The sequence below is a fragment of the Planococcus halocryophilus genome (assembly GCF_001687585.2).
Lineage (GTDB): Bacteria > Bacillota > Bacilli > Bacillales_A > Planococcaceae > Planococcus > Planococcus halocryophilus.
Window position 1 is genome coordinate 3,018,445 of sequence record NZ_CP016537.2, and the last position, 23,527, is coordinate 3,041,971.

24 protein-coding genes are annotated in these 23,527 nt (G+C 39.5%); 6 read left to right on the forward strand and 18 right to left on the reverse strand.

Annotated elements, in window-relative coordinates:
• Nucleotide 1 precedes the first annotated feature (1 nt).
• The gene (adh, locus tag BBI08_RS14960; RefSeq protein ID WP_008498346.1) at nucleotides 2-1,522 is read right to left on the reverse strand and encodes an aldehyde dehydrogenase; all 1,521 of its coding nucleotides are present in this window, start codon (nucleotides 1,520-1,522) and stop codon (nucleotides 2-4) included.
• 208 nt (nucleotides 1,523-1,730) lie between these two features.
• On the opposite strand from adh, the gene rluF reads away from it, so the two are divergent.
• Together rluF and BBI08_RS14970 are read left to right on the forward strand one after the other, a co-directional pair.
• Complete coding sequence (rluF, locus tag BBI08_RS14965) at nucleotides 1,731-2,438, forward strand: 23S rRNA pseudouridine(2604) synthase RluF (RefSeq protein ID WP_008498345.1); 708 nt, start codon at nucleotides 1,731-1,733, stop codon at nucleotides 2,436-2,438.
• A 13-nt stretch (nucleotides 2,439-2,451) separates the two neighbouring features.
• Nucleotides 2,452-3,168, forward strand: coding sequence for a DUF6904 family protein (locus tag BBI08_RS14970; RefSeq protein WP_008498344.1), 717 nt, complete (start codon nucleotides 2,452-2,454; stop codon nucleotides 3,166-3,168).
• 456 nt (nucleotides 3,169-3,624) lie between these two features.
• Here the strand turns inward: BBI08_RS14970 and BBI08_RS14980 are convergent, their stop codons facing one another.
• The 13 genes from BBI08_RS14980 to BBI08_RS15040 form a co-directional block, all read right to left on the reverse strand.
• A complete protein-coding gene (locus tag BBI08_RS14980; RefSeq protein WP_008498343.1) occupies nucleotides 3,625-3,924 on the reverse strand; it encodes a cupin domain-containing protein in 300 nt (99 codons plus the stop codon).
• 99 nt (nucleotides 3,925-4,023) lie between these two features.
• Nucleotides 4,024-4,896: a glycine betaine ABC transporter substrate-binding protein gene (locus BBI08_RS14985; protein WP_065528572.1), complete on the reverse strand. Its 873-nt coding sequence runs from the start codon at nucleotides 4,894-4,896 to the stop codon at nucleotides 4,024-4,026.
• 21 nt (nucleotides 4,897-4,917) lie between these two features.
• A complete protein-coding gene (locus BBI08_RS14990; protein ID WP_008498341.1) occupies nucleotides 4,918-5,748 on the reverse strand; it encodes an ABC transporter permease in 831 nt (276 codons plus the stop codon).
• On the reverse strand, nucleotides 5,745-6,938 hold the full coding sequence (locus tag BBI08_RS14995) for a quaternary amine ABC transporter ATP-binding protein (protein WP_065528286.1): 1,194 nt from the start codon (nucleotides 6,936-6,938) through the stop codon (nucleotides 5,745-5,747). Before BBI08_RS14995 ends, BBI08_RS14990 begins: the two co-directional genes overlap by 4 nt.
• 32 nt (nucleotides 6,939-6,970) lie before the next feature.
• Nucleotides 6,971-7,447 carry a thioesterase family protein gene (locus BBI08_RS15000; protein ID WP_040850987.1) on the reverse strand — a complete coding sequence of 159 codons (477 nt, stop codon included), beginning with the start codon at nucleotides 7,445-7,447 and terminating at the stop codon, nucleotides 6,971-6,973.
• A gap of 31 nt (nucleotides 7,448-7,478) precedes the next feature.
• Nucleotides 7,479-8,441: an L-carnitine dehydrogenase gene (locus tag BBI08_RS15005; RefSeq protein WP_008498339.1), complete on the reverse strand. Its 963-nt coding sequence runs from the start codon at nucleotides 8,439-8,441 to the stop codon at nucleotides 7,479-7,481.
• Nucleotides 8,441-9,334: a beta-keto acid cleavage family enzyme gene (locus BBI08_RS15010; RefSeq protein WP_008498338.1), complete on the reverse strand. Its 894-nt coding sequence runs from the start codon at nucleotides 9,332-9,334 to the stop codon at nucleotides 8,441-8,443. The genes BBI08_RS15005 and BBI08_RS15010 overlap by 1 nt, the downstream gene beginning before the upstream one ends.
• Nucleotides 9,335-9,581: 247 nt before the next feature.
• Nucleotides 9,582-10,118 (reverse strand): TetR/AcrR family transcriptional regulator, encoded by a 537-nt coding sequence (locus BBI08_RS15015; RefSeq protein ID WP_065528287.1) that lies wholly within the window; start codon nucleotides 10,116-10,118, stop codon nucleotides 9,582-9,584.
• 178 nt (nucleotides 10,119-10,296) lie between these two features.
• Nucleotides 10,297-10,713, reverse strand: coding sequence for a CBS domain-containing protein (locus BBI08_RS15020; protein WP_008498336.1), 417 nt, complete (start codon nucleotides 10,711-10,713; stop codon nucleotides 10,297-10,299).
• Nucleotides 10,714-10,861: 148 nt separating this feature from the next.
• Nucleotides 10,862-11,584, reverse strand: coding sequence for an amino acid ABC transporter ATP-binding protein (locus tag BBI08_RS15025; RefSeq protein WP_008498335.1), 723 nt, complete (start codon nucleotides 11,582-11,584; stop codon nucleotides 10,862-10,864).
• A gap of 12 nt (nucleotides 11,585-11,596) precedes the next feature.
• A complete protein-coding gene (locus BBI08_RS15030) occupies nucleotides 11,597-12,265 on the reverse strand; it encodes an amino acid ABC transporter permease (RefSeq protein WP_008498334.1) in 669 nt (222 codons plus the stop codon).
• Nucleotides 12,266-12,293: 28 nt separating this feature from the next.
• Complete coding sequence (locus tag BBI08_RS15035) at nucleotides 12,294-13,133, reverse strand: transporter substrate-binding domain-containing protein (RefSeq protein WP_008498333.1); 840 nt, start codon at nucleotides 13,131-13,133, stop codon at nucleotides 12,294-12,296.
• Nucleotides 13,134-13,208: 75 nt separating this feature from the next.
• Nucleotides 13,209-14,051, reverse strand: a complete 843-nt coding sequence (locus BBI08_RS15040) for a MurR/RpiR family transcriptional regulator (protein WP_008498332.1) — start codon at nucleotides 14,049-14,051, stop codon at nucleotides 13,209-13,211.
• A 449-nt stretch (nucleotides 14,052-14,500) separates the two neighbouring features.
• On the opposite strand from BBI08_RS15040, the gene BBI08_RS15045 reads away from it, so the two are divergent.
• The 4 genes from BBI08_RS15045 to BBI08_RS15060 are packed head-to-tail and all read left to right on the forward strand — an operon-like array spanning nucleotide 14,501 to nucleotide 18,514.
• On the forward strand, nucleotides 14,501-15,250 hold the full coding sequence (locus BBI08_RS15045) for a carotenoid biosynthesis protein (protein WP_008498331.1): 750 nt from the start codon (nucleotides 14,501-14,503) through the stop codon (nucleotides 15,248-15,250).
• Nucleotides 15,247-15,921, forward strand: coding sequence for a lysophospholipid acyltransferase family protein (locus BBI08_RS15050; RefSeq protein WP_065528288.1), 675 nt, complete (start codon nucleotides 15,247-15,249; stop codon nucleotides 15,919-15,921). The genes BBI08_RS15045 and BBI08_RS15050 overlap by 4 nt, the downstream gene beginning before the upstream one ends.
• Nucleotides 15,922-15,923: 2 nt before the next feature.
• Nucleotides 15,924-17,024 (forward strand): glycosyltransferase family 2 protein, encoded by a 1,101-nt coding sequence (locus tag BBI08_RS15055; RefSeq protein WP_065528289.1) that lies wholly within the window; start codon nucleotides 15,924-15,926, stop codon nucleotides 17,022-17,024.
• Nucleotides 17,021-18,514, forward strand: coding sequence for a phytoene desaturase family protein (locus tag BBI08_RS15060; RefSeq protein WP_008498328.1), 1,494 nt, complete (start codon nucleotides 17,021-17,023; stop codon nucleotides 18,512-18,514). The genes BBI08_RS15055 and BBI08_RS15060 overlap by 4 nt, the downstream gene beginning before the upstream one ends.
• 165 nt (nucleotides 18,515-18,679) lie before the next feature.
• Here BBI08_RS15060 and BBI08_RS15065 read toward each other — a convergent pair whose 3' ends face one another.
• From BBI08_RS15065 to BBI08_RS15080, 4 genes are all read right to left on the reverse strand, one after another.
• Complete coding sequence (locus tag BBI08_RS15065) at nucleotides 18,680-19,510, reverse strand: phytoene/squalene synthase family protein (RefSeq protein ID WP_083383325.1); 831 nt, start codon at nucleotides 19,508-19,510, stop codon at nucleotides 18,680-18,682.
• Nucleotides 19,510-20,967: a phytoene desaturase family protein gene (locus BBI08_RS15070; RefSeq protein WP_008498324.1), complete on the reverse strand. Its 1,458-nt coding sequence runs from the start codon at nucleotides 20,965-20,967 to the stop codon at nucleotides 19,510-19,512. The genes BBI08_RS15065 and BBI08_RS15070 overlap by 1 nt, the downstream gene beginning before the upstream one ends.
• On the reverse strand, nucleotides 20,964-22,490 hold the full coding sequence (locus tag BBI08_RS15075) for a phytoene desaturase family protein (RefSeq protein WP_008498323.1): 1,527 nt from the start codon (nucleotides 22,488-22,490) through the stop codon (nucleotides 20,964-20,966). Before BBI08_RS15075 ends, BBI08_RS15070 begins: the two co-directional genes overlap by 4 nt.
• A gap of 256 nt (nucleotides 22,491-22,746) precedes the next feature.
• Nucleotides 22,747-23,502 carry a LysM peptidoglycan-binding and 3D domain-containing protein gene (locus BBI08_RS15080; protein WP_065528291.1) on the reverse strand — a complete coding sequence of 252 codons (756 nt, stop codon included), beginning with the start codon at nucleotides 23,500-23,502 and terminating at the stop codon, nucleotides 22,747-22,749.
• Nucleotides 23,503-23,527: the final 25 nt, after the last annotated feature.

Genomic DNA, 23,527 nt, shown 5'->3' on the forward strand with positions numbered 1-23,527 from the left:
ATCAAAAGAATCCTTGCTTGTTCTCGTTGTAACTAACTAGCATATTTTTTGTCTGTTGGTAGTGGTTAAGCATCATAAGATGATTTTCACGACCAAATCCAGACATTTTGTATCCGCCAAATGCTGCGTGAGCTGGGTACTGGTGGTAACAGTTTGTCCAAACGCGTCCAGCCTGAATGCCGCGTCCGAAGCGATAAGCTGTATTCGTATCACGTGTCCAAATGCCAGAACCTAGGCCATATAACGTATCGTTAGCGATTTCAAGCGCTTCTTCTTTCGTTTTAAAAGTTGTTACAGAAACGACTGGGCCAAAAATTTCTTCTTGGAATACACGCATCTTATTATGCCCTTTAAAAACTGTCGGCTGGATATAGTAGCCTTCTGCTAAATCGCCTTCTAAATGGTTGCGATCACCGCCTGCAAGAACTTCAGCGCCTTCTTGTTTACCGATATCCAAGTAAGATTGAATTTTCTCCATTTGTTCTGTAGAAGCTTGTGCTCCCATCATCGTTTCTGGATCAAGCGGATTTCCAAGTTTAATAGCTGCTACACGCTTTAATACACGCTCCATAAATTCGTCATAAATATCTTCTTGGATCAATGCACGGGATGGACATGTACATACTTCACCTTGGTTTAATGCGAACATAACAAAACCTTCAACTGCTTTATCAAGGAAAGCATCGTCTTCGTCCATGATGTCTTTAAAGAAGATGTTCGGCGATTTCCCTCCCAATTCTAATGTGACTGGGATTAAGTTTTGTGATGCATACTGCATGATCATACGACCAGTAGTTGTTTCACCTGTAAATGCAATTTTGCTAATACGCGGACTTGAAGCAAGCGGTTTCCCTGTTTCAAGGCCAAAGCCGTTCACGATATTTAACACTCCTGGAGGTAAAATGTCGCCAATTAATTCGGCTAGTACAAGAATACTTGCCGGAGTTTGCTCAGCTGGCTTTAATACAACACAGTTACCCGCAGCTAGTGCTGGCGCGAGTTTCCAAACAGCCATTAAAATTGGGAAGTTCCACGGAATAATTTGACCAACAACACCAAGTGGCTCATGGAAATGATATGCTACTGTATCATTATCAATTTGGCTTAAAGAGCCTTCTTGTGCGCGAATAGCTCCAGCAAAGTAACGGAAATGATCGATTGCCAGTGGTAAATCGGCATTTAATGTCTCACGTACCGCTTTACCGTTATCCCACGTTTCGGCAACAGCCAACATTTCTAAGTTTTGCTCCATACGATCTGCAATTTTCAAGAGTGCATTTGCACGTTCAGTAACTGAAGTTTTGCCCCATGCATCTTTAGCGGCATGTGCGGCGTCAAGCGCTAGTTCTACATCTTCAGCAGTTGAGCGCGCAATTTCAGTAAACTTCTTGCCCGTAACTGGCGAAACGTTGTCAAAGTATTGACCTTTGACAGGCGCTTTCCACTCACCATTTATAAAATTCTCATACTTATCTTTAAAATTTACTTTTGACCCTTCTGTGTTAGGTACTGCATAGACCATTCCTATCTCTCCCCTTTGATCATTTTACCGTTATGTACGCGCTTTCATTTTTCTTTTTACCCCTTGGCGTATTAATAACAGCTCCCTTTCTATATTGTCAAACTAATCTAAAAATTGCAACTGTAAAACACTATTTTTTTTATTCATCTCCTTTGTTCATGTATAATGAGAGCGAGACTAGGAAATATGGTAGTGAAAGGAATTTATTATGCGAATCAATAAGTTTTTAAGTGAGACAGGAATTACCTCCCGCCGCGGAGCTGATAAGTTTATCGAAGCAGGTCGTGTGACTATTAATGGCAAACTTGCCGAACTTGGCAGCAAAGTTGAATCTAATGATGAAGTAAAGGTCGATGGCAAAATTATCGAACAACCAAAGCGACAATATGTTTACTTGGCGTTAAATAAACCGGTAGGCATCACGAGTACGACAGAACGTCATATCGAAGGAAATATTGTCGATTTTGTTAACCACCCCGAACGTATTTTTCATATAGGACGTTTGGATAAAGATTCAGAAGGGCTTATTCTATTGACTAATGACGGGGATATCGTCAACGAAATTTTACGTGTTGAAAATGAACATGAGAAAGAATACATCGTTAAAGTAGATATGCCGATCACTGAGTCCTTTATATCAAAAATGGAACAAGGTGTCGAAATTCTCGATACAAAAACACTTCCAGCAAAAGCTAAAAAGTTGTCTAGTTACACCTTTAAACTAACCTTACGTCAAGGTTTAAATCGCCAAATCCGCCGCATGTGTACAGCACTTGGCTACGAGGTTCGGAGTTTACAACGAGTCCGCATTATCAATATCTTTTTAGGAGATTTACCTGTTGGTGAATGGCGTGATTTGACCGATACTGAGCGGACAGAGCTGTTCAACCAACTCAATTACACACCAAAACGCTGAGGAGGAATTTGATATGTTAGCCATGAAAAGCACACCGAACCACACAGGTGTTAAAATTAGCGGCGATTATTTTGATTTAGATGAGTTGAACCTAGCCATCTATAAAATGATTGGACAAGAAGACCAGTATTATGGCTATGAAGGTTCTAGAATGAGAATCCTTAGTATTTCCCATGAAATTCGGTGTGCTGCTCAAGGCGACCGCAACGTGGACTTTGTTTTTAATGGACTTCATGAACATACAATGAAACAGCACGAGTTAATCGCTCCTGATAAAAACATCTACTTTTCTACTGAAGTGTTGTGGCCAGAAGTAATCTATGCGGCGATCGCTCTAAAAGACTTCGTTAACTTCTACCAAAAAGATAAAGAATTCCCGTTTTGGGATGTTCACATACCAACGATTCTTCGTTTTCAATCACTGGTTCTTGACTGTTTACAAGGGCATGTTCCAGAAGAAGAATTCGATGCAATCCTACAAGCCTTTAACCATACCGGTTCAGTAAACGATTACGCAATCCAATACGTAGACCTATTAAACTTGAAATACATCGGCATGACGAAAAAACAGCGCGAACAAAGCCTATCGACTATCGCAATGAAAATCGCGGTACAAGATCAAGATTACACAGCATTTCGCAACCAAGTAATCGCCACTGCCTCTCCACACAAAAAGCCGATACACGAAATTTCCATAAAAGCCGAATACCCAGACAACTTTGAATGGTGACTAGAAAAGCGGAGGCTGCCGTGTAGATTCGACGGGCATAAGACGCTCTGGCGAAGTGGCATATTTTCAGCCACACAGCCAGAGTGACTTATGACCCTAGAATCTGGCAGCCGGAGCTAGACACCACGAAAAGCGAAAGCGCCCGTGGAGCTCTGACGGGCATAAGACGAACCGACGAAGCGGCGTTCTTTTGCCGCACAGTCGGATTGGCTTATGACCCAAAGAGCTGGGCGCTGGAGCTAGACACCACGAAAAGTGAAGGTGCCTGTTCAGCTCCGACAGGCATAAGGCAGACCAGCAGTGTGGCGCTCTTTGCCACGCAGCAGGGTTGCCTTATGTCCCGAGGAGCTAGGCACTTGCAACTAGACACGAAAAGTGAAGGTGCCTGTTCAGCTCCGACATTCTGCAAAGTAGACACTAAACAAAAAGCTCACGCTATCAATGCGTGAGCTTTTCTTATGGCATAATCTGTAGAACGAGTAAATCACTTGCTTCTGTTGCTGTTAAACTATGTTTTTCTTTTGGCTGCATGTGAAGAATGTTTTCAGGCGTCACTTCAACAACCTGGTCTTCTACAACAAACGAAACCCTTCCACTGCGCACTATAATAAGAACATCTGCTACTGAATCGTGTTCTGGAATATTTTCTCCAGCTTGTAACTGTATATTTACAACTTTGGTCTTTTCAAAGCTTAATGCTTTTTGAATATGCTTACTTTTCTCACCCAGTAGATTGGGAGTCTCTATCAATTCCATTCAAACACCTCTTTCCTGTTATATAAATGCTATACCCGTTTCCAACAAAAAAAGTGTATTTCCCTTTGAATAATCAAAGAGAAATACACTTTTTACAATTTACTTACCTAACATTTCATCTACTTTGTCTTGGTTGTTGTCAATCCATTCTTGTGCAACTTCTTCAGGATCTCCGCCTTCTTCGATCTTCACAATCATTTCTTCCACATCATCAATTGAAATGTTCCAGTTACTTAAAAATTCATAAGCTTCTGGGGCATTTTCTTTTAATTCGTTATTTGTGATTACTTCAACTGAAGAAGTTTCGAAAAATCCTTTTTCGTTCGTCAATACTTTCAAATCAAACTTATTGAACATAGTATGTGGTCTCCAGCCGTAAAAAATAACTGGCTCTTCGTCGGCCATCATTTTTTGAGCTTGAGCTAGCATACCGCCCTCTGAAGAATTTACTTGAGTCATATCAAATTCATAAGCTTCAAGAATTTCATTACTTTCAAGCGTAGCTCCTGCTCCTGTTTCAATTCCGTAAAACTTGTTACCGAATTCATCTTCACGACCTTTTAAATCTTCAACTGTATTGATGTCTTCCATATAAGCAGGAACTGTCCAGCCTGTTTCTCCGTCCGGATAGCTTACTGAAGTACTTGAAATATTGTCTTCGTATTTATCAAGATATGTTTGGTGCATCGGTACCCACGCATCCATAAATACATCAAGATCGCCACGAGACAATCCAGTATAAACACTTCCTGCATCAGCACTTGTTTCAACTACTTCATAGCCCATGTCTTTCAAGATTAACCCAGCAACTTTAGTTGGTGGTACAGTACTCGTCCACGGTGTTACACCGAAAGTGATTGTTTTTTGTTCAGCACCTTCAGCCTCTACAGTTGTTTCTTCTTTATCAGAACCACAAGCTACTAAAACTGTTGCTAGCAATGCAATCATTGCTAAAAATAATAATTTTTTCATCATTTATTTCCCCTTTATTTTTTATTTATTTCGAACTAACCCTTGAGTGATTCGATCCATCACAATCGCTAAAACAACAATACCTAAACCGCCTGTTAGACCAAGTCCAACATTTACAGTAGATATCCCTTCAAGAACTACCGAGCCTAGCCCTGGAGCTCCAATCATCGATGCAATAACTGCCATTGATAAGGCAAGCATCATTGTTTGGTTAATACCGGCCATAATAGAAGGCATGGCCAGTGGCAATTGAACTTTATAAAGTAACTGCCATTTTGTTGACCCGAAAGCTTTTGATGCTTCCACTACGTCTGCTGGAACTTGAAGAATTCCAAGTGTTGTCATGCGAACCGCTGGTGGTGTAGCGAAAACAAAAGTCGCGATAACTGCAGGAACATTCCCGAGTCCGAATAATAAAATCGCTGGTATTAAATAAACAAAACTTGGTAATGTTTGCATAAAATCCAAAATTGGTCGAATAATGCTCGCCATCGTTTTATTAGTTGCTGCTAATATCCCAACTGGAATACCAATAATGACTGATATTAAAGTAGAAACGATGACTATCGCTACTGTTTGCATCGCTGCTTCCCACAATCCAACAGACCCTAGGTATAAGCTACCTAACAATGCAAATAACGCGAGTCCTTTGCCCGAAAATTTCCAAGCAATTAATACAAGAATTAATACAAGTAATTCAGGAGGAGCTACAATTAATAAATTGGTTACTCCATCAACAAATGTTCGAAGGTTGTCACTAATGCTATCAAAAAAATCACCTGTAACTGGCAGCAGCCAATCATCTACAAATCGATTTGTCCATTCTTCAATGGGTAATGTGAAATAATTCATGAGGTAGCCACCTCTTCTTTCCCTAAGACTAAGCCGGAAAGAATAGAAACCCGTGATACAATTCCAAGTAATTTTCCGTTCTCAATTACTGCCAGTGGATATTTCGCTTCGACAGCCACACCAAAGAGGTCATTTAAAGGGGTATCTGGAGAAATCTCATGAATATCTTCTATTAATACCGTTTCAATTGCCAGCTCTTTTTTATAAGCATTGATGGCATTATCAATTGTTAGTAATCCTTTGAAGTTGTTTTCTTTGTCTACTACAAAGATACTTGAAGCTCCTGCATCTTCCATCTTTCGAACAGCTGCTAACGCACCACTCTTATCCATCATATGAACTGCTGGTTTTTTCATAACATGAGAAGCCATAAGCACTTTCGAGCGATCGACATCTTTAACAAAGTTCGAAACATATTCATTTGCAGGGTTTTCCAATATTTCATCGGCTGTTCCTACTTGAACAATTTCACCGTTTTTCATAATGGCGATACGGTCTCCTAATTTCAATGCTTCATCCAAATCATGTGTAATGAACAAAATCGTCTTTCCTAATTTGTTCTGTAGATTCAGTAATTCATCTTGCATTTCTTTACGAATTAATGGATCCAGTGCACTAAATGCCTCGTCCATCAATAGAATATCAGAATCATTGGCAAGTGCTCGCGCTAATCCAACACGCTGTTGCATTCCCCCACTCAATTCTTTTGGATAACTTTGTTCGTATCCTTGTAAGCCAACGTCTTCTATCGACTTTTGTGCGCGATTATTACGTTCTTCTTTTTTGACGCCTTGAATTTCAAGACCGTAAGCAACGTTTTGTAAAACCGTGCGATGTGGAAATAATCCAAACTGTTGAAATACCATACCTAGTTTTTTTCGTCTGGTTTCAATTAATTCGTTTTTGCCCATTTCAACGATATTTTGGCCATCAATCAGGACTTCACCTGAAGTCGGCTCAATCAATCTATTTACTAAACGGATTAATGTGGATTTACCGCTTCCTGACAATCCCATAATGACAAAAAACTCGCCGGCTTCTACTGAAAATGAAGCTTTATTAACACCTACCGTCATACCAGTTTCAGCTAAAATATCTTCTTTTTGATCACCGTTCAGAAGTCTTTTTAATCCTTGTTGGGGATTAGAGCCGAAAATTTTTGTTAAGTTATTCACTTCAATCTTATTCATCGACATGCTCCTCATTATTTTGTTATAGATAATCAACGAAAACCGATTTTTTTACCTGCTTGTTTTGGTATCGGCAACTCTTTTTGTTCTATAGTAAGTCTTTGTATTGTCGTAGCTATCGTTTGTGGAAATGGTGCTGGTTTTCCTTGAGCAGAATCCATCCCCATCCACATTTGCTCACTTGTGGCGACTAGCTCACCATCTGAGTTGGACATTGAAAGAAAGGTATGCAACCTTTTTGCATCGCTATCCAACAACCTGACCTCAATCGCTAAGCTGTCATGTTCGTGTACTTCTTTCAAATAACATAAATGTGTTTCAAGAGTAAAGATGGTGTAATTGAGCTGATTCCGAGCATCCTCAGTTAATCCTAAAAAATCGATAAAACGATCTGTTGCTTGGCTGAATACTTTTGCATAGGCTGCATCGTTCATGTGGCCATTGTAATCAACCCAATCACTTTGAACCTTTTCTTCGTATAGAAAAGATGATTCCACCACACAACTCATCTCCTTTCTACATTGTCTTCACAACCGTTAGTTACTTGGCTGCTGTTGTTTCTGGCCAATAAGATTCGACCAAATCCAGTAGTTCGACTAAGAAAGCATTACGTTTGTTTTCTAATTCAGCAATTGTGGTATCATTTGCATGACTTTCACAACCCTTAATCACTTTCTCTTTTAGTTCATCTGTTAGTTCAGGCGCTTCGAGCTTGGTCCAAGGTAGTTTTAATGCGGGGCCAAATTGCTCGAGCATATGACGCATTCCTTTTTCACCGCCAGCAAGATGGAATGTAAGAAATGGACCCATTTGAGCCCAACGGAGACCTGCTCCGTAAACAATAGCAGCGTCTACTTCTTCCGTAGTAGCAACTCCGTCATTTACAAGGTGCAATGCTTCACGCCATAGCGCTTCCATCAACCGATCAGCCAAGTGACCTTCAATTTCTTTTTGGATGATTAATGGTTTCATTCCCACGCTTGCGTAGAAGTTTTTAGCACGATTTACAATATTCGCATCCGTCTTACTGCCTGCTACTAGTTCAACTAGTGGCAAAATATATACTGGGTTAAATGGATGAGCTACAATCAACCGTTCAGGGTGTTTTAATCCTTCTTGTAAAACGCTTGGCATGATTCCTGATGTACTCGATCCAATAATCGCATTCGCTTTCGCATATGTATCAATGCTTGCTAGGACAGATTTTTTCAAGTCTTCTCGTTCAGGTACGTTTTCTTGGATTAAATCAGCATCACAAACGGCTTCTTCAATCGTCGATACAAAAATCAAACGGTTTCGATCGGCACCTACTGCCAATCCGATCTTCTCTAGGGAAGGCCATGCTTGATCTAACGCTTTTTGCGTTCGTTCTTCTGCGCCTTCTGCAGGATCGAATGCAACTACATCAAAACCTTGAGCTAGAAAGCGTGCTATCCAGCCGTTTCCGATTACGCCCGTTCCAACTACGGCGATTTTTTTAAACTCCTGCACATGTTCGTTCATTATTTCCCACCTCCATAAGGGTTTCGCAAGTTAAAGTAAATACGTGCTTCCTGAGGTGTCATTACTTCCACATTTGATGCGTGTAATTTGGTCACAGCTTGATCAACAAGTTGTTCATTACGTGCAAAAACGCCTTTTCCTAAATATAGATTGTCTTCAAGTCCCACACGGACGTTTCCGCCATACTGTGCAGCCATTTCCAAAATCGGCATTTGCATCCGACCAATACCAAATGCTGACCAATGAGCATTTTCTGGAAGACGATTTTTCATATACATCATCGTTTCTTCATCCGCTTCAGCTCCCCAAGGGATACCTAGACAGAATTGGAACATTGGATCGCCATCAATCAAGCCTTCAGCGATCAATTGTTTTGCAAAGCGAATATGTCCCGTATCAAAACACTCTAGTTCAGGCTTTACGCCACTTTCTTGTATCAGTCTTGCTTGTTCACGTAACCATTCAGTTGGACTCATGTAAACCATATTGCCGAAATTGACACTCCCACAATCTAGCGTACACATTTCCGGAAGCAAACTGCCAACCGGTTCGTGTCTCTCTTTAGGCGTTTGCATATCTGTTCCTTCTCCACCAGTTGATGGGTTTGAAAGGTTAGGGATAAAATCCCCTCCCCCTCCTGAAGTAATGTTAATAATTACATCCGTTTCAGATTCACGAATGCGTTCGATAATTTCTTTGTAATGATCTAAATTATGGCTAATGCCACCTGTTTTAGGATCACGCGCATGAACATGTGCAACCGTTGCGCCAGCTTTTGCCGATTCGATTGCTGAATCTGCAATTTCTTTTGGAGTGACAGGAACATATTTGTTCTTGTCAACGGTGGCTCCAGCTCCTGTTACCGCTGCTGTTAGTAAAACTTTTTGTGTCATAGAATCTCTCCTGCTATTTTTAGACATTTGCTTTTTGGAATTCACTTTTTATCCCGTATAAACAAGTAAATTGTTTTTCTACACTTTAAACTGTACCATCCGGACGGTTTTCCTTCAAGGCGAGTTTCGGCATAAATGGCCTGAATATTCAGCTGATACCTCCTTCAGACCAGACCCTCACTGACTTCAGACGATTCCGAAAAAAATAAAAAAGTCGTGCCATTTTATTAAATGGCACGACTTCTATTTACTCATTTATCCAATCTTTCAATTTCAAATAGATTTCTTTTTTCTTATCTTCTCCTAAATGATGGATATCAAAAAGCTCGGATAACCAAATTCCATCTGTCGCCAAACGGATAACCGTTGCTTTTATAGGATCAATTCCATCATCTTCAATTGAAGCCTGCCATTCGTTGTAAAGATCTCGGATTGGATCTAGTAAATCAGAATTCACAGCTTTTGCAGCTAATAAGCCCGCATGCATCTCTTTGTTTGGATAAGGATTATTAAATGTCACATCTGCGTATGAACTAATCCATTTGCCACGTTCTTCTGTGGATTCTTCTACAGAAGCAGCAATTTTATCTCGGTAATTCGCAGCTAAATGATCTACCATTCCTTTAACTAATGCTTCTTTAGATGGAAAATGATAAAGCAATCCACCTTTACTAACTCCTGCTTCAATCGCAACTGCTTCTAATGTCAAATTAAAAATACCACGGTCACTGACGATTTTTGATGCTGCATGAAGAATCTCGATTTTTCTGGTTGCTCTGGCCATATGCATCCCCTTTATTGCTGATTTTCACTTTACTATACTATCCGGACGGTTTTTTATCAAATTCCTTTTGTTTTATACTCTACCTCAAGCTTTGTCTTGCCAATACAGTTACCTATAAATATGATTATACTGTTAAAAAAAGCTGATTCTTTGAAGAATCAGCTTCTCAAGACTAGTACTATTCCAATTTAGAGTTTTTAATAATAGCATCTTTCTCGGAATGCGTTGTTGAGTGTGTAGTTATCGCTAAATCGCACCAAGAAATGATGCCAATCATGCGATTATTTTCGACAATTGGTAGTCGGCGAATTTTGTTTACAGTCATTAATTCAACCGCCTGTTCAACACTTAAATCGGTTGTACCTGTAATGACTTCTTCCGACAAAATTTCCGCAATGGCGGTGTCACTTGGAAGTTGTTCAGCTAACCCTCGGATAACGATATCTCTATCTGTAACAATCCCAATTAAACGACCTTTTTCACAGATGGGAATCGCACCTACATTTATTTCACGCATAATCGAGGCAACTTCCTGAAGCGTTGATTCAGGCATACACGTTTCGACATCTGTTGTCATGATTTCTTCGATTCTCATCCCTTCTGCCTCCCCTAGTTATCTCATACTATACCTTAACCGTTTTAAAGGAGAGCAAACGTCAATTCCTAAAAGAAGAAAAGAGTCAGTTCTAATGAACTGACTCTTTCCTGTTTCAATTAGGAATATTAACCCATTTCCACCTCGGTTATTCCACCAATTGTATAAATTGTTTTGTTCGTTCATTTTGCGGGTTTTCAAAGAAATTTTTTGGATCTGCCGATTCAATAATCGTCCCTTTATCAATCATGATAATGCGATCCGCTACTTCTTTAGCGAATTTCATCTCATGAGTGACGACTACCATTGTCATGCCTTCTTCGGCTAGTTGCTTCATAACTTGAAGCACCTCGCCAACTAATTCTGGATCTAATGCCGAAGTTGGCTCATCAAACAACATAACCTTTGGCTCCATTGCAAGAGACCTTGCAATAGCGACGCGCTGTTTTTGTCCGCCTGATAACTTGCTTGGATAGACATGTGCTTTATCTTCCAAACCTACTTTTTTCAATAATTCCATTCCTAAAGCTTTCGCTTTTTCCTTTTTCATCTTTTTAACGGTAATTGGTGCTTCGATTACATTTTCCAATACCGTCTTATGAGGAAATAAGTTGAAATGTTGGAACACCATGCCGACTTCGGCACGTATGTTTGTCAAATTATCTTTTTTTGGATTTACCGTATGACCATCAATGGTAATTTTCCCTTCATTGATCATCTCAAGAAAGTTAAAGCATCTGAGAAGCGTACTTTTACCGGAGCCACTGACTCCAACTAGCACAACCACTTCTTGGGGCTTAACATGAAGGTCTACGCCTTTCAGCACCTCGAGGTCACCAAAGGATTTATGAATGTTTTCTCCAATAATCATGTTAGTTCCTCCTTAGGCTTTATCAACATCGAGTTTATTTTCGTACCAACGCAATAGATACGTAAAGATCATTACGAGTACCAAGTAATACAGTGCAACAACTAAGAATGATTCAAAAGGTTGGAAAGACTGCGCTGCTTCACGGTTCGCGAGTGCAAAAATTTCCGATACCCCGATAATATAAACTAGTGATGAATCTTTTAACGTAATGATGAACTGGTTGCCAAGTGGTGGAATCGAGCGACGCAACGCTTGGGGAAAGACGATACGTTGCATCGTTTGTTTCCGGTTCATACCAAGCGACATACTCGCTTCACGTTGACCAGGGTCAACGCCTTGAATAGCGCCACGGAAAATCTCCGCAATATACGCCCCGTTATGAATACCTAAAGCTATTGCACCTGCCCAAAAATTGTCCATTGTATAAATTTCTACAATCCCAAAATACAGGAACATAATTTGAACGATTAGCGGTGTCCCGCGGATCACTGTGATATACAGGTTTGCAATTCCTTGTAGAATTTTTGATCCTGAAATTTTCATCAAAGCGAAAACTAAACCAATTATTGTACCTAAAATAACACCAATTGCAGTCAATTGAAGCGTGACAACGCTAGCCCTTAGGAATCCTGGATAGGTCCGCATGAATACTTCATAGACTGTTGAAAATAACTCTAACATACACACCATTCCTCCCTATCCTAATTGATTACTTGAGGATTTCGACTCCTTCAAGATCTACATCAAGGAGGTTACGACCAAACCATTTATTCGAAATTTCGTCATATGTGCCGTTTTCGATGATTGCAGCTAATGCCTCGTTCACTGCAGCTAATAGTTCTTCGTCATCTTTGTTAATAGCAACAGCTGCTTGTTCAATCCATAATGGATCGCCGACCATTTCAATTTCAAGTCCAGCTTTTTCTGCTTCAAAACCTACTACATCAGCCGTAATAACTGCGTCTAGACGGCCTTCAATTGCTAAATCCTGCAATGCAACAACGTCACTATTGTAGTACTGAATATCGTCTGTGTATTTTTGTGCTGCCGTATCATATGTGCTTTGGCCAACAACGCCAATTTTTGCGCCTTCAAGATCCGCTTCAGATGTGATTTCTGTGTTTCCAGCTCTTGTGAAAATGACACCACCTGAGTAATAGTATGGATCAGAAAATGAAATCTGTTTTTCGCGCTCTTCTGTAATGGCCATTGACCCAATAATTGCATCAAAACGGTTAGTCGTTAGACCTTGAATAATCGTTTCCCAAGGTGTTGTGACCGGATTTGGTTCAAGACCCATTTCTTCTGAAAGTGCGTTACTAATGTCAATATCAAAGCCCGTTAAGTCGCCACCTTCTGTAAAGTTAAATGGTTTGTAAAGACCACTTGAAGCAGTAGTGAATTTGCCTTCTTCAACCAAGTTCAAATCACTGCTTCCGCCTTCTGTGTTTGATCCTTCTTCCGAACTAGATGAGTCATCTCCTCCACAAGCTGCTAATAACATTCCTGCAGAAAAAATTACGCTTAAAAATGATAATTTCTTTTTCATTTCGCTCTCCCCTTTTCGTTTATAATTGACCAAATCGCCAAGGCGTTTCGGAAATTCCCAGTAAATCGAGTGTTATTAAATAAAGAGATTTCGATCTTTATAGACCGCTTCTACTTTTGCCAAACTTCCAGTTACTTTTGCATGTTCTTTGACGTATACAAATCGCATAATCGAAGTTAACAGCGCATGCACAGAAGTATACGAATCAATATTCAAATTCGAGTTCACAGATACTGTTAAATTGTAATCTGCATAAGCAAGTGCTGGTGATTCTTCCGAATCTGTCAAAACAATAACTTCAGCCCCCTGCGCTTTAACACTTTTCAGCGTATCAATAGCTAATCTGGTATATCTAGGAAACACAAAAGTGATAATCAGATCCCCTTTTTCTACTTTGGAAAGTTGCGTATAATATTCTCCAGTTGAAGGATACATTGTTTCCGTATGACCCAGCACAAGATTTAACCAGTTGGCGAACCAGTGAGCAATGCCATAATCAAAGAAATTTCCGGTTACATAAATCTGATTTGCTTGACTGATTTTGTCGACGACTTCAAGAAGTTTTTCTTCGTTTATCGATTTTTTCAGTTTCACGATGCTCAGAATATCCGCATCCAATAAATTCTCTAAAAAAGATTGATCAGCAACAGGTTCTGGAGTTTTTTGCTCTGCTTTTTCCAATCGTTCTTCAGCTAACTTTCGCTGTATAACTTGTTGAAACTCTGCATACCCTTTGTACCCAAGTTTTTGTGTCCACCGAATTACTGTCGATTCACTGACATTAACCCGCTTGCCGACTTCTAGAGCAGAAGAGAAAGCTAAAAAAATGGGTTCTTTAAAAAATAAGTCGCCGATCTTTTTCTGTCCTGCACTAAATTCCGGATAGGAACTAGACACACTCCGCAGTAAATCCTGCATATTTAACGCCTCCACTTGAAGAACACACTCATTTACTCTTTAAAGTATACCTTCATGCAGGAAACCCTGCAATAGTTTACTGAAAATTCATTAACGATTGTTTTATCAGATAACTGAAAAATCAGCCTTAAACCCTGTCCTGACAGCGCTGAAAACAAGAATTGTAAAAATATAAAAAGTTTAATTTTTTTCTTTAATCTAAATAAATAGTCTTCTCGGATCAAAATTATTTGAGGAATAGATAAGAAAATGAGGAACTTCAGTGAAAAAATTTAGTATCCAGCTTGCCGAATATGTACGATAGAAAAATACCCACAAAATACCATTCCCTTTTTTATACAGTTCAAACGCAAAATTCTCACTCCGTTATACTCAACCACTTATTTTCATATTTCAGATGGACTCCTGTATAATATTTATATAAGTCATTTTATTAAGGGGCTGTTGTTGTGTGGGAAGATCGGATATTTAAACTATTTATTTTTTGGTATATTTGCGGATTTATACTTCTTGGATTTGACCTCTTGCCTTCGTGGCTGGAATGGGCAAATGCATTCTTTTTGATTTTGGCTGGTACTCTTGGGTTTTTGTATTTCCTTAACCGCTTTGGGTTAATTAGTGGATCTATACTAGGGGTTTTTATCTTCTTCTCTACTTTTATAGTAGAGTGGGCAGGTTCAGATAGCGGATTTTTGTTCGGCTCTTATGATTACACAGAACGTTTTGCACCAAATATATTTGGTGTGCCTATCGCCATTGGATTTGCTTGGTTAATGGTTATGGCTACCACACATGTGGTGGCACGTTGGGCAGTTCCTTCTGGCGGTTTTTTGTACTCCGTAGCAGGAGCAATTGGCGCTGTTATTATAGATTTGATTATTGACCCCGTAGCCTATCAAGTCAAACAATATTGGATTTGGGAAGATACTGGTCTTTATTATGATATTCCTTGGACTAACTTTTTTGGTTGGTTTGTAGTAGCTTTTATTCTTCACACCGCAATCGACTTACTAATGAAAAAGAAATCTCTGGTTATCACTGCCGAAAAACCTGAAAAACGGATGGTTCTTTTATATGTATTGATGATTGCTATGTTTGTTATGCTCGGATCTATCGGTGGTTTATTGTTTGCCGCTTTCTTGACTACCGGATTAACCATTTTGATCGTTTTAGTCGCATGGAAGAGGCGACCCGTATGATTAAAGCTAAAAAATCTACTTTATTTGAAATGTGCTTTAATCTGTATTTAACACCACTTATTCGATTCTCTTTTTCTCGTTTACTTGGACAAGGAGTAAACGTAATTCCCGAAAAGCCGGTATTGTTTATCGCCAATCATAGCTCTTGGTGGGACGGGCTCGTGTTCTTCTATTTAAATCGCACGATTTGGCATCACGATATTCATATGATGATGCACGAAGAAGGCCTTAAAAAGCATTCTTATTTCCGCTATCTTGGAGCATTTTCCATTAATCGTCAAAAACCAAAAGAAATACTGACTTCACTTCAATATGCTGAATCTTTATTAAAACAAGGAAAATCGGTTGTTCTTTTTCCTCAAGGAGATGAATTCCATCTCGAAAAGAGACCTCTTGCATTCCAATCAGGTGTCGCGTATTTGATGGAGAAGTGTCCAGAAGTGCCTGTAATACCGATTAGCTTCTACTATTCTTTCGGACACCAACAAAAACCCGACCTTTGGATTCGCCAGCACGCTGCGGTTTCGAACAAAGAAATTGCGCATATGACACGAAAAGAAAAAACCTTGTATCTTCAGCAACTTTGCACACAACAACTCGACCTTTTAAAAAGCACAGTTATTAGCGAAAACAGCAAAGCGTTTCAGTCTCTCGGAAAAAGGAGAAGTTGATCATGATTCTTTATATCGGAATCCACGTATTTTTTTTAGTCTGGATTATTATCAATCGCCTGTTTCTGCCTTCCTTGCCAAAAAACCCAAAAATTACCACTGAACCGTTAGTTTCTGTCTTGGTCCCTATGCGAAACGAAGAACGAAATGTCGCTACGTTAATAAAATCATTAAAGAACTCTACCTATCGTCATTCAGAATTTATCATTTTAAACGATCAATCAACTGATGGCACACAACAGATCCTTACTCAAGAAACTGCAGGAGATTCCCGCTTCAAAATTATCATGGGCAAAGAACTTCCCAAAGGGTGGATAGGCAAGGTTCATGCTTGCCATCAATTACAGCAAGAAGCTTCGGGAGATTATTTATTATTTGTAGATGCTGACGTTCGCTTCCGCCCAAAAGCAATCGACCAATCACTCGCGTTGCTTCAACGAAAAAAAGCGCAATTGTTAACCGGATTCCCGGCTTTTGATGTGTCGCCTTTTCTCAGTAAACTTCTCGTTCCGATGTTGCATTTTTTAGTACTATTTCATCTACCTATTTTTCTAGCGAATCACACCAAATTTAAAGCAGCTACTGCTGCTAATGGGATGTGGATGATGTTTGAATCTGCTAGTTACCGGAAGATGGGTGGACATGCAACAGTATATAATTCATTAGTTGAAGATGTGCATATCGCCCGGAAAATAAAAGAGCATGACTATAAGGTCGTACTGGCAAACATCACAATGTCTGTGAAATGCCGAATGTACGATACTAACGCAGAAGTGTGGGAAGGGTTTTTGAAAAATAGTTACGCCGGGATTGGTCGCTCCCCTCTTATGGCTTTGTTGCTTATTCTTTTCTACTCTATTTTCTACATCCTTCCGCCTTTTCTAGCAATCTACGGGATAGTCAGTGGATTGTATATGTGGATGGTTCCATATGCACTGACAGTAGCCCAGCGCTGGTACATTGATATGGTAACCAACCAACGCTGGTACTTGGCATTTCTCATTCCATTGCAAGCTTTAGCAATGCTTGCCGTACTGACACAATCCATGCGCAAATCCTTTAAAAAACAAGCTTATTCATGGAAAGGAAGGCATTATTCATGAAAAAAATTGTCATCATTGGCGGCGGATTAGGTGGACTGGCTTCGGCTGTGACGCTTGCCCATGCAGGGTTTGACGTAGAACTATTTGAAAAAAATGACCACTTCGGCGGAAAACTGATGCCTGTTCAACTTGGAAATCATCATTTTGATTTTGGTCCAAATACCATTACAATGCCGGAAGTTTTCACTAAAATCATTTCTCAAACTGGAGAAAATCCACAAGACTATTTAGACTTTATCCCTTTAAAAGCGCATACACGCAATCACTTTCCCGACGGCAGTATCTTTGACTTTACAAATAATCAGCAGCATATGATTTCTCAGCTTCAAACAATTGATTCTCAAGCGGCAGTGAATTACCCCACTTTCATAAACGAAATTAGCCGTTTGTATAAACTATCCGAACGTTATTTCTTCCCAGTAACTTTTCAATCTTGGCGCGATTACTTGTCACCATCTCTCGGTTTCGCACTTTTTCAAGTGCGGCCTGCAGAATCTATGCATCATTTTTTCCAGCGTTATTTCACAAACCCTTTTTTGGTTCAAGCATTTGATCGGTACGCGACATACATCGGCTCATCCCCTTATCAGGCACCCGCTACGTTTTCTATGATTGCCTATTTAGAGTTGGTCGATGGTGTTTACTATACAAAAGGTGGAAACACAAAAATCGCTGAAGCTTTTGCTGCTGTGGCAAAAAAAGCCGGAGCTCAATTGCATCTGAATACAGCAGTTACTAGAATTATTACAGAAAAGGGCAAAGCGATAGGTATCGAACTCCAAGACGGGACATCTATTGCAGCTGACAAAGTAATTTTAAATGGAGATTTGTTATCGGTTTTTCCAGATTTAGTCGAAGAAAAAGCCCGCCCTTCTTTATCGGATAAAAAAATAGCAGCTTTTGAACCTTCTATATCAGCGTTTGTAATAACTGCTGGCTTAACGAAAAAACTCGGAGCGCTAAAACATCACAACGTTTTTTTCTCATCGGATTATCAAAAAGAATTTAACGAGTTATTCGAGACATCTACATATAGCGATGAACCAACAGTTTACATCAGCAATTCATCCTATACAGACCCAGCCATCTCACCCGATGGTGACAATTTGTTTATTTTGGTTAATGCTCCGGCGTTGACTAAAGAAGGACATCTTCAAATTGAGCCTGAGTCATATAAAGAACGGATTTACGACTTTCTGTTAAGTTACGATATTGATATTCGAAGTCATTTAGCAGAAGAAAAAATTTTCACACCTGCTTTTATTCGCGAGAAATTTGGTTCATTCCGTGGCGCTTTGTATGGTCCGTCATCGAACCGAAAAAAAGACGCTTTTTTACGCCCCCCAAACGCAAGCCGTGATATTCAAAACCTTTACTTTGTCGGTGGCAGTACGCATCCTGGTGGTGGATCGCCAATGGTTGTTTTAAGCGGCTGGAATGTAGCGAAAAAAATTATCGAACAAGCAAAAAAAACATCCTTCTCAAAATAATTTTATAGCAAAAAACACTTAAACACGGATGGAACCCATGTTTAAGTGTTTTTGTTATTTATCATCACGTAAGGATTCAACTTCTTCTCTTTTCTATTCAAACCACGCTTTCATTTCTTCCGATGTTAATTTACTCATATTGTTCATCGCATCCAGCTCTCCCGTTCACAGACAAGCTAATATGGCTTGTTTGGATTCATCGGGCACAAAGTGTTTTTCACGGAACACGTTGTATTCTTTTGAGCGTATAGTCACTAAAATCTCACGGTAAACAAGCGCTGCTCCTTTGACAGGTACCCGTGAAGATAGTGGGTATTCATGAATGGTTTCAAAAGCTTTTTTATAATGACATTCGGCTTTGTCAGCCAAATCCTCCCAAACCGCGATAAATTGAGGACTAACAATTCCGGCACGTAGTTCGTCTTCATGCAACTCGTATTTCTCCATAATTTCTTCCGGTAAATAGATTCTTCCCATTTCCAAGTCTTCACCGATATCACGAAGAATATTGGTAATTTGCATCGCATAACCAAGCGAAATAGCACCTTCTTTTAAAATGGCTGTTTTCCCTGGAGCTAAAATTGGCAATAACATTAAGCCAACTGTACTGGCTACATAATAACTATAGTTCAGCAGCTCTTCCATTGTACGGTAGCGATTAATGGTTAAGTCCATTTCCTGTCCGGTGATCAAGCCTGAAAATGCCTCGATATCCATTTCGTAATTGTCAAATACATCTGCAAGTGCTACCCACATTGGATTTTCATCATCATAGATGCCTGTCAAAAAACGTTGAAAATCTTGTTTAAATTGCGCCAGCTCTTCAGTTGAGTTTTTCCCTTCATCGACAATATCGTCTACTGTTCGACAGAAAGCATATACAGCCCAAACTGCTTTTCTTTTTTCTTTCGGCAATAATGAAAAAGCTTTATAAAAACTTTTCGAATGCATAGCAATGACTTTTTCACAGGAGGTATAAGAATCTTTTAAATTCATTATGCATTGCTCCTTTCCTTTGCAAAATCGCCTTGGATTTGTTCAGCTAGCAACTTTGCGCCTTGCATCACAATCGGAATGCCTCCCCCTGGATGTACTGAGGCACCTACTGCATACAAGCGATCTGTTTTAAATGGTTTGACTTGGGGACGGAAAACACCTGATTGGAACAAGGTCGGACCGATTCCAAAACTGCCTCCTTTAAATAAACCAAAAGCTTCTGCTTCAGAAGGCGTACGAACTTCCATCCATTCAACAGCTTCACGGAAATCTGGGAAAGCTAAACTTTCCATACGATCGATAATTCTATCGACCCATGCTTTATCATTTGCCCAATCGATATCTGTTCCTGAAGGTACGGGAACTAATACATACAGTACACCTTTGCCTTCTGGCGCTAGTGAATCATCTATTTTCGATGGATGGAACGTGTAGATTGCAGGGTTTTCGGTCTTCTGTTTTTTTACAAACACATCATCCATGTGGTCAACGTAATTATCACCAATGAAAAATTGGTGAACATTTCCTTCTTCATATACTTTATTTAATCCGAAATATAATAATACGCATCCAGAAGATGCTGTGTAACTTTTCTTTTTCTGTTCAGGCAACACTTTTTCAATGCCAGGAAAATCACCGTTATAAACAACCGCATCGAACGCTTCAAAGCCCGCTGCTGTTTCAACACCGATAGCTTTTTGATTTTCTGTCACGATTTGTTTAACCGCACTGTTTGTTTTGATCGTTACGTTTTTGCGTGATTGAAGCGCTTTTTCTAACACAGGAATAAGGCTGCCATATCCGCCTTTCAAATAATATACGCCGTGTTCATGTTCACTAAAAGGAACAAGAGCATACATGGCTGGAGCACGGAAAGGATCCCCACCGATATACAAAGACTGTAAGGAGTAAGCTAACTGCAGTCTTTCGTCGCGGAAATAATTCGACATGAGTTTGTTCACAGATTGTTGAGGTTTTAACTTCATCAATTTTTTTATATTACCTGCTGTGAAAAAATCGGCTTTATTAACAAATGAGTGCTCTAAAAATGAAGACTTACCGATTTTAAACCGCTCGCGTCCTTCTGAAATAAAGCGAAGAAACCCTTCTTTCTCACTTGGAAAAACGTTTTCGATTTCCTCTAACTGACGATCAATGTCCGGATATTTTGTATAGACAACTCCGTCTGGAAATCGAATAGAGTAAAGTGGGTCACATAATAACAATTCGGTATCCTCTGCTGGAATTCCTGCTTGTTGGAGAAGGTCTTGAAGCATTTCGGGTAACAAGACAATAGTAGGACCTTGATCAATCTTAAAGCCATCCCGCTCAACAAAGGTTAAACGACCACCCAACTTTTCCTCTTTTTCAAAAATAGTGACGTCAAAGCCCATATTGGATAAATACAAAGCGCCCATCAGACCGCCAACGCCGCCACCAATCATCGCGATTTTCATGCAAATCCCTCCATTGCAGGAAGTGGTAAAATAGGAATGCCTTTTTTGCCACGCTGCTCCAGAATACCGTTAGTTGTAATACGTGCCGACTCCAAAATTGTTGGCAAGCCACTTCCTGGATGCGTGCCACCACCAACTAACCAGCAATTCTCTAGTTCTTCGAATTTGTTGTGGGGACGGAATACCATCATTTGAGTTAATTGATGTCCCAAATTGAAAGTCGCCCCTTGATAAACTGAATAATCTTCCTGCCAGCCCATAGGTGTCAACATTTTTTCAACTTCTATATGATCCCGAAGGTTTTTAAATTCCGACTTTTCTTCTATGGTGTCTAGCACCAATTCACGGAACGCCTGTTGTTCATTTTCCCATCCGATGTCACTAAAGTTATTTGGAACTGGTGCTAAAATATATAATGCCGATTTCCCTTCTGGTGCTAATGTCGGATCTGTAACACTAGCATTTTGCACATAAATTGAAGGGTCTGCAGAGAGGATACGCGATTTCGTCATTTCTTCCACATTCTTCTTATAGTCTTTAGCAAATATAATCGTATGGTGAGAAAGATCGTATTTTTTATCGAGACCTAAATAGAGCATAAATGTAGAGCACGAATATTTTTTCTTCGCCAACTTCTCAGGTGTGTATTTTTTTAATATTCCCGGTTCGACCAAATTGTTCATAACATGTGCAAAGTCACCGTTAATAATGACTTGGTCTGCTCTTTCGCGCTTGCCATTTTCAAGGTCTACTCCTTTGACTTTACGGTTTTCAATCCATAGTTTTTTAACGCCTGTGCTTGTATGAATTTTGCCGCCTAACTCTTCTACTACTTTCGCCATTGCTTGCGATAATTGATTTACCCCGCCAATAGGGTGATAAATGCCATAAGCGTGCTCCATATAAGAAAGGATTGAAAATGCGCCCGGGCATTCCCACGGAGACATCCCTAAATACTTGGATTGGAAAGCAAAAGCCATTTTCAATCGTTCATCTTTAAAATAACGAGACAAGACATCATATAAAGTTTTGTTTATCTCAAGTTCCGGCAAAGCTTTTAAGACTTTAGGATGAACCATATCAAAATAGCTATCCATCTTCGATTGCAACATTGGCGACAAGGCTTCCAATTTCTTGCCCGTTTCTTTCATGAAGCGTTCATAACCGTCTCCATCGCCTTTGAATTTTTCATTGATTTGTTTTTTCATTTCTTGGCTATTCCGAGTCATCACCAAATTTTCATCTTCAAAAACTAATTCATACATCGGATCTAGTTCAATAGCGTTCATGTAATCTTTTAACTTGCGACCTGTTACTTCAAACAACTCTTCAACTAAATGCAACATGCTCAAAAAAGTGGGACCAGTATCAAACGTAAACTCACCAAGGCGTAGCTCTGCATTTCGGCCACCTATCCATGGCTGTTTCTCATAGACATCTACTTGATATCCTCTACTTGCCAACAACATAGCTGCGGCCAATCCACCTGGGCCTGCGCCTATCACGATCATTCTCTCTGACATAACAGATGCCTCCATTTCAACTCTTCGGTAAAACTCTACAATAGTTATACAAATATTATACCGCTCGATTTTAAAAAAGACTATTTATTTGAATTTACCCTCTTTTGATCTTTTTTATGTCTTTCTTCCTGTTTAGGGATGAATGTTTACAGAATGCTCAATGATAACTCCAACAAATTTATATATTTAATCTATTTCTTATCAAAAAATGTTAATCCATAAAAAAATCCAGCTCACAAAATGAGCTGGATTTAGATTAGTTTAATATTTTTATTTTTACGTTCTTTCGTCCCCATCGAAGCGCATTGCTTTGAGTTGGGATGAAAACATCAATTTTATTTCCTTTGATTGCACTTCCTGTATCGCCAGCAACAGCGTAGCCATAACCTTCTACATGAACTTTCGATCCTAATGGAATAACTCTAGGATCCACTGCAATAACTTTAAGTCCTGGATTTTTCTTTAAGTTAATCCCTGTTTTCGTAATACCAGAACATCCTTTGCAGTATGCCGTATAGGCAGTCGCACTAACTGTGAATTCTTTTGCTACCGACCCATTTGTTGAACGAGAAGGAGTTGTTTTTTTAGAAACTGTTGTTGCTGTTTTATTTAACTTAAGTTTTTGGTTTGGATAAATCGTACTCGACTTTAAGCCATTCCACGCCTTTAAGTTACTAACTGACACTTTTTGTGATTTCGAAATTTTATATAGTGTATCTCCACGTTTCACTGTATATACTGTTGAACTTCCACTCTTAGAAGCAGTAGCTTTTTTAGAAACTGTTTTTACTGTAGCTTTTTTCAATTTGAGTTTTTGATTTGGATAAATCGTATTAGACTTTAAACCGTTCCAAGCTTTTAAGTTACTGACTGATACATTTGTCATTTTCGAAATTTTATATAGTGAATCTCCACTCTTTACTATGTATGCATTTGATGCTGCTGAACTTTCAATCGAAGTGCTTAGGAATAAAATCAGTGCAAAACTTAAGACCATCAATAGTTTTTTCAATCCGCTATCCCCTTTGCTTTTTCTT

Coding starts and splice junctions, on each gene's coding strand:
- adh (WP_008498346.1), bottom strand. CDS start 1,522: ATGGTCTATGCAGTACCTAACACAGAAGGGTCAAAAGTAAATTTTAAA.
- rluF (WP_008498345.1), top strand. CDS start 1,731: ATGCGAATCAATAAGTTTTTAAGTGAGACAGGAATTACCTCCCGCCGC.
- BBI08_RS14970 (WP_008498344.1), top strand. CDS start 2,452: ATGTTAGCCATGAAAAGCACACCGAACCACACAGGTGTTAAAATTAGC.
- BBI08_RS14980 (WP_008498343.1), bottom strand. CDS start 3,924: ATGGAATTGATAGAGACTCCCAATCTACTGGGTGAGAAAAGTAAGCAT.
- BBI08_RS14985 (WP_065528572.1), bottom strand. CDS start 4,896: ATGAAAAAATTATTATTTTTAGCAATGATTGCATTGCTAGCAACAGTT.
- BBI08_RS14990 (WP_008498341.1), bottom strand. CDS start 5,748: ATGAATTATTTCACATTACCCATTGAAGAATGGACAAATCGATTTGTA.
- BBI08_RS14995 (WP_065528286.1), bottom strand. CDS start 6,938: ATGAATAAGATTGAAGTGAATAACTTAACAAAAATTTTCGGCTCTAAT.
- BBI08_RS15000 (WP_040850987.1), bottom strand. CDS start 7,447: ATGAGTTGTGTGGTGGAATCATCTTTTCTATACGAAGAAAAGGTTCAA.
- BBI08_RS15005 (WP_008498339.1), bottom strand. CDS start 8,441: ATGAACGAACATGTGCAGGAGTTTAAAAAAATCGCCGTAGTTGGAACG.
- BBI08_RS15010 (WP_008498338.1), bottom strand. CDS start 9,334: ATGACACAAAAAGTTTTACTAACAGCAGCGGTAACAGGAGCTGGAGCC.
- BBI08_RS15015 (WP_065528287.1), bottom strand. CDS start 10,118: ATGGCCAGAGCAACCAGAAAAATCGAGATTCTTCATGCAGCATCAAAA.
- BBI08_RS15020 (WP_008498336.1), bottom strand. CDS start 10,713: ATGAGAATCGAAGAAATCATGACAACAGATGTCGAAACGTGTATGCCT.
- BBI08_RS15025 (WP_008498335.1), bottom strand. CDS start 11,584: ATGATTATTGGAGAAAACATTCATAAATCCTTTGGTGACCTCGAGGTG.
- BBI08_RS15030 (WP_008498334.1), bottom strand. CDS start 12,265: ATGTTAGAGTTATTTTCAACAGTCTATGAAGTATTCATGCGGACCTAT.
- BBI08_RS15035 (WP_008498333.1), bottom strand. CDS start 13,133: ATGAAAAAGAAATTATCATTTTTAAGCGTAATTTTTTCTGCAGGAATG.
- BBI08_RS15040 (WP_008498332.1), bottom strand. CDS start 14,051: ATGCAGGATTTACTGCGGAGTGTGTCTAGTTCCTATCCGGAATTTAGT.
- BBI08_RS15050 (WP_065528288.1), top strand. CDS start 15,247: ATGATTAAAGCTAAAAAATCTACTTTATTTGAAATGTGCTTTAATCTG.
- BBI08_RS15055 (WP_065528289.1), top strand. CDS start 15,924: ATGATTCTTTATATCGGAATCCACGTATTTTTTTTAGTCTGGATTATT.
- BBI08_RS15060 (WP_008498328.1), top strand. CDS start 17,021: ATGAAAAAAATTGTCATCATTGGCGGCGGATTAGGTGGACTGGCTTCG.
- BBI08_RS15065 (WP_083383325.1), bottom strand. CDS start 19,510: ATGAATTTAAAAGATTCTTATACCTCCTGTGAAAAAGTCATTGCTATG.
- BBI08_RS15070 (WP_008498324.1), bottom strand. CDS start 20,967: ATGAAAATCGCGATGATTGGTGGCGGCGTTGGCGGTCTGATGGGCGCT.
- BBI08_RS15075 (WP_008498323.1), bottom strand. CDS start 22,490: ATGTCAGAGAGAATGATCGTGATAGGCGCAGGCCCAGGTGGATTGGCC.